General features: G+C 38.6%; 7 protein-coding genes and 1 pseudogene. 2 read left to right on the forward strand and 6 right to left on the reverse strand.

Annotated elements, in window-relative coordinates; all coding sequences use genetic code 11:
• Nucleotides 1-3: 3 nt before the first annotated feature.
• Entirely contained in the window at nucleotides 4-1,218 is a 1,215-nt protein-coding gene (locus FJR08_RS08040) for a hypothetical protein (protein WP_168632807.1), read from the reverse strand.
• Between the two features lie 317 nt (nucleotides 1,219-1,535).
• On the reverse strand, nucleotides 1,536-3,452 hold the full coding sequence (gene mnmG, locus FJR08_RS08045; RefSeq protein ID WP_168632808.1) for a tRNA uridine-5-carboxymethylaminomethyl(34) synthesis enzyme MnmG: 1,917 nt from the start codon (nucleotides 3,450-3,452) through the stop codon (nucleotides 1,536-1,538).
• 312 nt (nucleotides 3,453-3,764) lie between these two features.
• On the opposite strand from mnmG, the gene FJR08_RS08050 reads away from it, so the two are divergent.
• Nucleotides 3,765-4,919: an AAA family ATPase gene (locus tag FJR08_RS08050; RefSeq protein ID WP_168632809.1), complete on the forward strand. Its 1,155-nt coding sequence runs from the start codon at nucleotides 3,765-3,767 to the stop codon at nucleotides 4,917-4,919.
• Nucleotides 4,919-5,605, forward strand: coding sequence for a hypothetical protein (locus tag FJR08_RS08055; RefSeq protein ID WP_168632810.1), 687 nt, complete (start codon nucleotides 4,919-4,921; stop codon nucleotides 5,603-5,605). The genes FJR08_RS08050 and FJR08_RS08055 overlap by 1 nt, the downstream gene beginning before the upstream one ends.
• 114 nt (nucleotides 5,606-5,719) lie before the next feature.
• On the opposite strand, the pseudogene FJR08_RS23540 reads toward FJR08_RS08055, so the two are convergent.
• From FJR08_RS23540 to murC, 4 genes and pseudogenes are all read right to left on the reverse strand, one after another.
• Nucleotides 5,720-5,809, reverse strand: a pseudogene (locus FJR08_RS23540) (low molecular weight phosphotyrosine protein phosphatase); the annotation flags it as partial.
• Nucleotides 5,810-5,889: 80 nt separating this feature from the next.
• Nucleotides 5,890-6,237: a YbaB/EbfC family nucleoid-associated protein gene (locus FJR08_RS08065; RefSeq protein ID WP_015080378.1), complete on the reverse strand. Its 348-nt coding sequence runs from the start codon at nucleotides 6,235-6,237 to the stop codon at nucleotides 5,890-5,892.
• Between the two features lie 121 nt (nucleotides 6,238-6,358).
• On the reverse strand, nucleotides 6,359-7,357 hold the full coding sequence (gene murB, locus FJR08_RS08070) for a UDP-N-acetylmuramate dehydrogenase (RefSeq protein WP_168632811.1): 999 nt from the start codon (nucleotides 7,355-7,357) through the stop codon (nucleotides 6,359-6,361).
• Between the two features lie 101 nt (nucleotides 7,358-7,458).
• Nucleotides 7,459-8,919 carry a UDP-N-acetylmuramate--L-alanine ligase gene (murC, locus tag FJR08_RS08075; protein ID WP_015080376.1) on the reverse strand — a complete coding sequence of 487 codons (1,461 nt, stop codon included), beginning with the start codon at nucleotides 8,917-8,919 and terminating at the stop codon, nucleotides 7,459-7,461.
• Between the last annotated feature and the right edge of the window lie 405 nt (nucleotides 8,920-9,324).

The raw sequence follows: 9,324 nt of genomic DNA on the forward strand, positions 1-9,324 counted from the left end.
GAATTAAAGCTTTTGTCCTGTATAAATAGATCGTACCTCACCATTACGACGAATAATAGCTTCACCGTTACTGACTTCTACTAATATCCAACCTGTATTACCAATATTTTCACCTAAACTAATCCGGTGACTGATACCATCCACTTTAAACAAAGCCACGGATTTATTCCCTAACTCCAATAATCCATCTAATTGTGCGGAATAGCTAGGCACAGAAACCTGTTCTACTATGTTAGTAGGCTCTTTTGCTGGTAGAGCATTGACTGCGACTGGGTTGGGCTTAACCTGCGTTGTTTCTGCTATGGGTTGAGTCGCTGGTTGTTTATCATTAATAGGAAAATTCTGAACTGCTAAAGAAGAAGATGAAGGTAATTTGGGTGGTGTTGGTACTGGGGGAACAGTTGGTAGTTGATATTGGGTCACTGGTGACTGATAAACTGGAATATATATACGCTCAATCACATTAGGGTAACTTGGCTGATTAGTAGCAGGTAGTACATTATTCGCTGCTACAGGTAAAGGCAAAGTTGCAGTAGGTTGGGTATTTAATAAAGGTGCGGCAGTTGTTTGATTAATATTACCAGCAGGAAATCCTGGTTTAATAGTTATTTTATCATTAGTTGTTCCCTGCTGTTCTATTAAAGTCAAGGCTGCCAACATATAATTTACTAAATCTAATTGAGGATCTGTTGTCACAGAAACAGGTGATGATATTTGAGGATTTGGCCAACTTTGGGAAGTTAATTGAGTATTTATTGTAGTTAATAAACCAGACTCAGTTAAGTAAACCATCCCTAGCGTCCCTAAAGTTAAGCTTAATCCCATGAATATTACTTTACTTAAACTACTAATTTGTGGTTCACTTTTGGTAGTAATTCCCCCGATAGATGGAGGATTAACTACCAGTGTTGTAGTTTGGATATTTTTAATAGGTGAAGCGGACTGTAATGGCATATTAACTGTTGATGGCAAAACCACATCAGGCATTTTAAATGACATGGGTTGGACAGGTATAGATTCTCTTCTGTCTATATGATGATTCCGCTTACTTCGACCATCTAAAATATTGTCAATATCATTAAAAAGTTCATCCATTAAACTTTCAGCATAGGTTTCTATCGTCCAAGGCTCGCTGGTGACAAAATCTATGGCTAACGCCATGCTGGTGCTATCGGATGCTTCTGAAACAAGTAAATCAGTGCTAGATTTGGGTAACATAGGCTTTTTCGGTTGTAGCTAAAAATAATAAAAAACAACGCCGCTACTGCTGTGGAAATCAACTAGCTTTTTTACCTGAATTTTCATCTGTTCTGGAAAATTTTGGTGATATTTAGTTAGAAAAGTTTATGGCCAGAGTTGGGAAAAAGGAGTCAGTAAATAACCAACAACGAAAAGTAAAATCGCCCAAACCCTCTTCACTCTTGCCTCAAGCCTCAAGCCTCAAGCCTCAAGCCTCTTGCCTCAAGCCTCAAGCCTCTTGCCTCAAGCCTCTTGCAATAACGACGATTTTCAATGCTAACCTACTTATCTATTACTTATTGGGAAATCGCTGGAGCAACCTTGTTTTTAGCTATTTCTAAGTATATCAGCAGGGCGTTGATATCGGCTGGGTTAACTCCCCCAATTCTCGCAGCTTGTCCAATGGTGAGGGGTTTAACTTTGTTCAGCTTTTCTCTAGATTCTTTAGAGAGAGTTTCAATGGTTGAGTAGTTTAAATCACCAGGTAGCTGGCGATTTGCTTGACGGGCAACTTGGTCAATTTGGTGTTGCTGTCTTGCTAAATAACCCGCGTACTTAATATCAATTTCTGCTCCTTCTTTTTCCGCTTGTTTGAGGTTGGGGTTATGGAGTTCGTGACGTTCTAAATCAATGTAATGGATACCTGAACGACGCAGTAAATCAGCAAGAGTAATAGAACCTTTAATTGCTTGTTGGGTATCATTAGCGATCGCTTGCCCCACCGGCTCATTCTCCTTTATTCTAGTACAATGTAGGCGTTCTTTCTCCGCAGTAATTTGTGCTTGTTTTTGAGTATACAAGTCCCAGCGCCGGTCATCAATTAAACCTATTTCCCGTCCCAGAGGTGTCATACGCAGATCAGCATTGTCAGAACGCAGTAATAACCGATACTCTGAGCGACTGGTAAGCATTCGATAAGGTTCGCGTAAATCCTTCGTACACAGGTCATCAATTAGAGTGCCAATATAACTTTGCTCACGAGGAAAAATAATCATTTCTTCACCCCGCACAAACCGCGCTGCATTGATTCCCGCTACTATCCCTTGAGCGGCGGCTTCTTCATAACCTGTAGTCCCGTTTACCTGTCCTGCACAAAATAATCCGGGGACTTTCTTAGTCATTAACGTGGGAAAACACTGAGTTGCGGGTAAATAGTCATACTCTACTGCATAAGCAGGACGTAACATTACACAGTTTTCCAAACCTGTCAAACTCCGCAACATTAAAATTTGTAAAGTTTCAGGTAAACCAGTGGAAAACCCTTGGATATACAATTCAGGAATATCCCTTCCTTCCGGTTCAATAAAGATTTGGTGACTTTCCTTATCAGCAAAGCGGACAATTTTATCTTCAATACTCGGACAATAGCGGGGTCCTTTTGCTTCTACCCAACCACCATACACAGGGGACAGATGTAAATTTTCTTGAATTAAACGATGAGTTTCTTTAGTGGTGCGGGTCATGTGACAAGGCATTTGTTCCCGTTCTACCCACACTTGGGGGTCAAAACTAAACCACCGCACAGCTTCGTCACCCGGTTGAATTTCCATTTGACTGTAATCAACGGAACGCTTATCAACCCGTGCCGGTGTGCCAGTTTTCAGTCTCCCAGTTTCAAATCCTAACCGGTTGAGAGTTTGTGTTAATCCTTCTGCTGCGAACTCTCCCGCGCGTCCTGCGGCCATGGATTTATTTCCCACCCAAATTTTGCCACCTAAAAATGTGCCGGTGGTGAGAATTACCGCTTTACAGTGGAAAGATACGCCAAAATAAGTTTCTAAGCCAATAACTTCATTACTATCATTTAAAATTAAATCTGTCACCATGGCTTCTCGAATTGTCAAATTCTCTTGATTTTCGACAATTCCCTTCATTATCGCTGCATATTCTCTTTTATCAGTTTGCGCTCGTAATGCCCAAACCGCAGGACCTCGTGAAGAGTTGAGGATGCGTTTTTGTAAGTATGTCCGGTCTGCTACTTTGCCAATTTCCCCCCCTAAAGCATCTATTTCATGGGTTAATTGGGACTTGGCAGGTCCACCCACAGCGGGGTTACAAGGTTGCCAAGCGATTTTATCTAAGTTTAGGGTCAATAGCAGTGTCCGACAACCGAGGCGGGCAGTAGCCAGTGCTGCTTCGCAACCTGCGTGACCTGCACCGACGACAATTACATCATAAGCGTCTTGGAATTCAGCGGCATTGTGCATGGTCATAACCAATTAAGAATTAAAAATTAAAAGTTTAAAAAGCTAGTTACATTCGGTATTTTAGCGTATATTTAGAGGCGATTTCAGTTTTTACTAGTTCAGTTACAGGAGCAGCTACGAGAGAGTTATTGTTTAGTTGTAGCAGATATAAGGTTTATTGAGGGTTGAGCTATAGTAATGGGTAAGAAAATTTACCAGATATTTATAATTAATCAATTTATGGTTATAAATTTTTATTTAAGCCAAAAAGATTAAGTTAAAATAAGTTGCGTCACTTTTTTTGTTCAAAACATTCGCTAAATACTAAATATAAAAAATATGAGAATAAATGAAATAACCTACTATGACCGTGAATTTGAGTGGCGTTTTGAGCCAATTCAGTTTTCTGTACTAACGCTGTTGGTTGGTATTTCTGGTGTAGGTAAAACACAAATACTGAAAGCAATAGTTACTATGCGAAGCATAGCCAAAGGTAAGTCATTAAATGGTGTAAAATGGGATATTTGTTTTACGGCAAATAACAATTCACAATATCATTGGGTTGGAGAATTTGAAACTAAAAAACTTGATAATTTTGATGCTTTTATTTTGGAAGATATTTTAGATGGCGAAGAAAATGAAGAACAAGAATTTCAAATTATTTATGAATCTTTATCTGTAAATGGAGAAATTCTTATTAAAAGAGATGATAAAGGAATAAAATTTAAAGATAAATTTGTACCAAAATTATCTCGATTTCAAAGTGCAGTATCACTATTAAGTGAAGAACCGGATATCGCACCAGTGCAGGATAGTTTCAATCAAATAATTTACAGCGATCAATCTAGTTCAGTTAATGCAATTTATCCGACGATTAAATATGCTTCATTAACTCAAAAGTATTCATCTTTAACTTTATGTGATCTCAAAGGAAGTAACTTACCAGTTCAAATTAAACTAGCATTAGTATATGATCATTTTCCGAATGAATTTAATTTGATAAAAGAGAATTTTATAGAAATTTTTAACCAAGTAGAAGATATAAAGTTAAGACCAGATGAAAATGAAGATCTACATCTGATTTTAACAGAATATCCTTTTGTGAAAATCAAGGAGAAAGGTGTAAATACTTGGATTAATCAACATCGAATTTCTTCAGGAATGTTTAAAATTTTGATGCTTATCAGTGCAATTTATTTATCTACTGAAGGTACGGTAATTTTAATTGATGAGTTTGAGAATAGTTTAGGAGTTAATTGCATTAATGTTTTAAGTGATTTACTAGCTGAAAGCAGAAATTTACAATTTATAATCACCAGTCATCATCCTTATATAATCAATAAAGTAGGAATGGAACACTGGAAAATAGTTACTCGCAAGGGTGGTGTAGTAACTGCTAAAGATGCAAAAGATTTTGGATTAGGTAAATCCAGACATGAAGCATTTATGCAATTGATTAATCTCGATGAATATAATGAAGGAATATCAGCATAATGAATATCTATTTTCTTGTGGAGGGAGATACTGAAGAAAAAGTTTATAAAGCTTGGCTTAAGTATCTTCTACCAGAATTAACACGAATTGGACTACCCCATCAAGTTGATCATAATAACTATTATCTTTTTAATGCAAAAGGTCAACCGGGAATCATTGATAGACATCTACCTGATGCTATTGCAAATATTCAAGAGTATAGTAAATATAATTATCTTGTCATTTGTTTAGATGCAGAAGAAGTGACTATTGATTATAAAGAACAAGAAATTTATAAATGTTTAAAGTCTAACAATATTGATTTAGTAAATATCCAATTTCATATCATTATTCAAAATCGCTGCTTTGACACTTGGTGCTTAGGAAATAAAGGAATTTACCCTTTACAACCAGAAATTAGTCCATTGTTAGATTACACAAATTATTATGATGTTTCACTTAATTGTCCAGAAATTATGGGTAAACTACATTTTAATACTCATGCTCAATTTCATAAGGATTATTTAAGAGAATTGTTTAAGATCAACAATCTTAAACATTATAAAATTACAAATGAAGTCATAAAAGAAGAATATTTAGAACAATTAATAGCCAGGGTTCAAAATGAAACTGAACATTTACCTACCTTCCAAACCTTCATACAATTTTGTAATATGATTAAATCAAAATTGTCAAAACAACTCTAATTTACTCTTGCGCTCTTCTCTGCCACTCTGTGTCTCTGCGTGAAAAAAATCATATTTCAACCAAAATTAAACCCCCTGCAAAAAGCAGAGGGAATAATCAAACCTTATACCTGATTACTTCTGGGTAATATGTTTCAGCAAACCTTCACAAGCATCCATCAGTAAATCAATAACTTGATTAAAGCCCTCAACTCCCCCATAATAGGAGGCATAGTATTTTGATTTAATTTTTGTGTCAGTCGCCAGTTGTTTTATACTACTGACCACTGACTATTAACTAATGACTACATTCCAGGTAATTCCAGTCCACTGGTTAGATCTTCCATCCGTTCCCGCATGGTTTCGGTAGACTTTTGATAGGCATCTTTCATGGCCGCAGCTACCAAATCAGAAAGCACTTCTGCACCTTCTTCTAAAGCAGATGGAGCAATTTCCACCCGTTTGGGTTCTTGGTTACCACTGACAATAACTTTAACAAGTCCACCACCAGATTCTCCTAGAATCTCCATTTTCTCCAATTCTTCTTGAAGACGCTTTGCACCTTCTTGAACCTGTTGGGCTTTTTTAAACGCTTCCGCTAATTCTTTCATTTTGCCTAAGCCAAAGCCAAATCCCTGTCCTTTTTCTGCCATAACTGGTTATCCGCCGTACGATTACTTACAAATCAAATTCAATTATAGATGCGATGAGTAATTGGTGATGGGTAATTGGTAATTGGTAATTGGGAATAGAGAAAATCCCTGCCTCTTGCCTTTAAGCAACCGCTTGAAACTCACCCAACATTTTCACTTCTGGTTCTAGCCAAATTGACCAGCGTTCTTGTACCTCATGTTGAATATGACGAATGAGGCAGAAAATATCACTGGCTTTAGCTCCTCCCCGGTTGACAATAAAATTAGCATGGAGTTGGGCAACTTGCGCTCCCCCTAATTGATAACCTTTGAGTCCGGTTTGTTCAATTAACCAACCAGCAGTATAAGGTTTAGGATTTCTAAACACACTGCCACAACTAGGATAGCTGTAAGGTTGGGTGCTGAGGCGGTGTTTTTTATGTTCCTTAGTTCTAGCTGTCACTTGCACCGGATCTGCTCCTGGTTGCAGTTGGAAGGTGGCTTGAGTCACAACCCGCTTACCACCTTGTAGTAGTGAACTTCGGTATCTGTAGCCTAATTCTTCTGGGGTGAGAGTTACCAAAGTTCCATCTGGAGAAAGAACTTGAGCGCTAACTAACATATCTGCGATACAGCTATCATGCGCTCCAGCATTCATCACCACCGCACCGCCCAAAGTTCCAGGAATACCCACAGCCCATTCCAATCCTTCCCATCCCAAAGCCGCTGCGTCCCATGCTAAACTAGGGATAGGTTCTCCCGCGGATACAGTTAATTGACCTGTAGCTGGATCAAAGTTTTTAGACCGGAGATGACGAGTAGCGATGACTAAACCGGGGATACCGCGATCGCTCACCAACAAGTTAGAACCAGCACCTAGTATTGTGACTGCTAAATCATTCTCTTTGGCGTACTCAATACTTGCTTGCAACGCTCCTAAATCGCGGGGAGAAACGTAGCATTCAGCCTCTCCTCCCACCCGATAAGAAGTAAATGCCGACAAGGAAGTATGGGTTTTGAGCGGACAATCAGTTCCTGGTAAGTAAATTAATTTGCTATTATCCACATCATCTTTAGTTTGTAGTTGTGGAGTCAAATCAGAAAATTTGCAGATTTTGCTAAATCCCTGGGAAGTTATCATCTTTACTTAAATTGGTAATTTTTGACTTATGTTCTTTATTTACCAGAAAAATCCGGTACTGGAGTTAACTAATCAAACCCTGCCAGAGTGCAGTTCTGATCCTAAGATGTGGCAATTGCCGGTTCACTCATAGTGGTAATAAGTTCAGGAATAGCCTGATTCAAATTACCCGCACCTAAAAATAATGCCAAATCTCCCGGACGGAGGGTTTGCAGTAAAAATTCACTCACTAAAGGTAAAGTGTGCTGATAAACCACTTCAGGGTTGTATTTACTAATTGCAGTGGCTAAATCCTGTCCACTAACTTGTCCTAAATCAGGCTCACCCGCACTATAAATATCAGTTAGCACAACTAAATCAGCATGGGTAAAAGACTCAGCGAACTCTTTTAAAAACGTTAATGTCCGAGTATAACGATGGGGTTGGAAGATAGCAACTACCCTTTGTCCAGGTCTAGTTTGAAGACGAGCTGCGGCTAGAGTAACACGAATTTCACTAGGATGATGGGCATAGTCATCAATAAAAGTCACCCCAGCAGCTTCACCTCGAAACTCGAACCGTCGTCTTGCACCTTCAAAGCTAGTAATCCCTTTGGCAATTTCTCCAAATTCTAATCCCAAAACTCTACCCACAGCTACTGCTGCTAAAGAATTGCTGAGGTTATGATGACTTAATAGCTGTAAATTTAGTACCCCCAAGGCTTGACCTTTTTCCCATACTAAAGCTGTTGTCCCATCAGCCCGATAATCTATATTAGTAACGGTGTAGTCAGCACCTTTATCAGGGTAAAGACTATAGCTAATGGTTGGTTTCAGGCGCTCGCGCACTGTTTCGCAATCAATACTACCTACCAAAGTTTTGCAACCTTGAGCAAAGGTTTGGAAGGTATTAACTACCTCTTCTAAACTTTCGTAGTGGTCAGGATGATCTAATTCAATATTAGTAATAATACCAATCTCTGGAGCGTGCTTCACCAAAGAACCATCAGACTCATCTGCTTCCGCTACTAAATAACGGCTAGACCCCATTCTGGCATTACCTTCCCAAGCCTTAACTTCACCACCGACCAAAATCGTCGGATCAAGTCCAGCTTGCAAAAGCATATAACCAATCAGACTACTAGTAGTAGTTTTCCCATGGGTTCCGGCCACAGCAATACTGTAATAATCAGCAATCAAAGCCGCAAGAACATCAGAACGATGCCAAATTGGGCAACCCAATGCCAGCGCCGCTTTATATTCCAAATTATTAGCATTAATAGCTGTGGAACAAATCACTTGAGGCCAGGTCGTTTTTGCCGCAGACAACTTTTCTGGTGAAGTTAACAATAAATCATCAGCCGATGCTTCAGGGACAAAGAACTCCAGATTGTTTGCTTCTTGCTTACTAAAAATGTGAGCGCCTAGAGATTCTAACTTGTGCGTAATATGGTTAGGACGCAAGTCTGAACCAGATACTGGTAATTGACGTTTGGTTAGAACATAAGCCAAAGCAGACATTCCAATCCCACCAATTCCGATGAAATGAAATGGTCTACCACTAAAATCTATAGAATTACTCATTTTATTTACCTCTTACACCACACCACACCAGAATCACATAAGACACGCGTATCATACCAGGATTTTGATTTTTACAGATCCTAACTATCCCATCTAAAATATTCATCCCTGCTGAATGAGTAAATTTTGACTTTTGTTTTGCCCCCTGAGCCAGATTACCCCCCGAAAATTATTTTTAATCTGCTCATAAGATTATTCTGAAAATATCTGCTACATCGGGAAAGAAAATTGTGTAAATTTAAATACATTTCGTGATGACTTTTTTAGCACTAAGTAGGATGGCTTTAGATATAGCAATTTGCATCACTTACCAAAAGCCTCTGTCGGAATTGTCTACAATAGTACACTGGTAGTGAAATTATTGTTTAAATAGAAATCATCATTGGTCATTGGTCATTGGTCATT

Origin of the sequence: Dolichospermum sp. UHCC 0260 (assembly GCF_009711985.1) — a bacterium.
GTDB lineage: Bacteria > Cyanobacteriota > Cyanobacteriia > Cyanobacteriales > Nostocaceae > Dolichospermum > Dolichospermum lemmermannii.

Coding starts and splice junctions, on each gene's coding strand:
- FJR08_RS08065 (WP_015080378.1), bottom strand. CDS start 6,237: ATGGCAGAAAAAGGACAGGGATTTGGCTTTGGCTTAGGCAAAATGAAA.
- mnmG (WP_168632808.1), bottom strand. CDS start 3,452: ATGACCATGCACAATGCCGCTGAATTCCAAGACGCTTATGATGTAATT.
- murB (WP_168632811.1), bottom strand. CDS start 7,357: ATGATAACTTCCCAGGGATTTAGCAAAATCTGCAAATTTTCTGATTTG.
- FJR08_RS08050 (WP_168632809.1), top strand. CDS start 3,765: ATGAGAATAAATGAAATAACCTACTATGACCGTGAATTTGAGTGGCGT.
- murC (WP_015080376.1), bottom strand. CDS start 8,919: ATGAGTAATTCTATAGATTTTAGTGGTAGACCATTTCATTTCATCGGA.
- FJR08_RS08055 (WP_168632810.1), top strand. CDS start 4,919: ATGAATATCTATTTTCTTGTGGAGGGAGATACTGAAGAAAAAGTTTAT.
- FJR08_RS08040 (WP_168632807.1), bottom strand. CDS start 1,218: ATGTTACCCAAATCTAGCACTGATTTACTTGTTTCAGAAGCATCCGAT.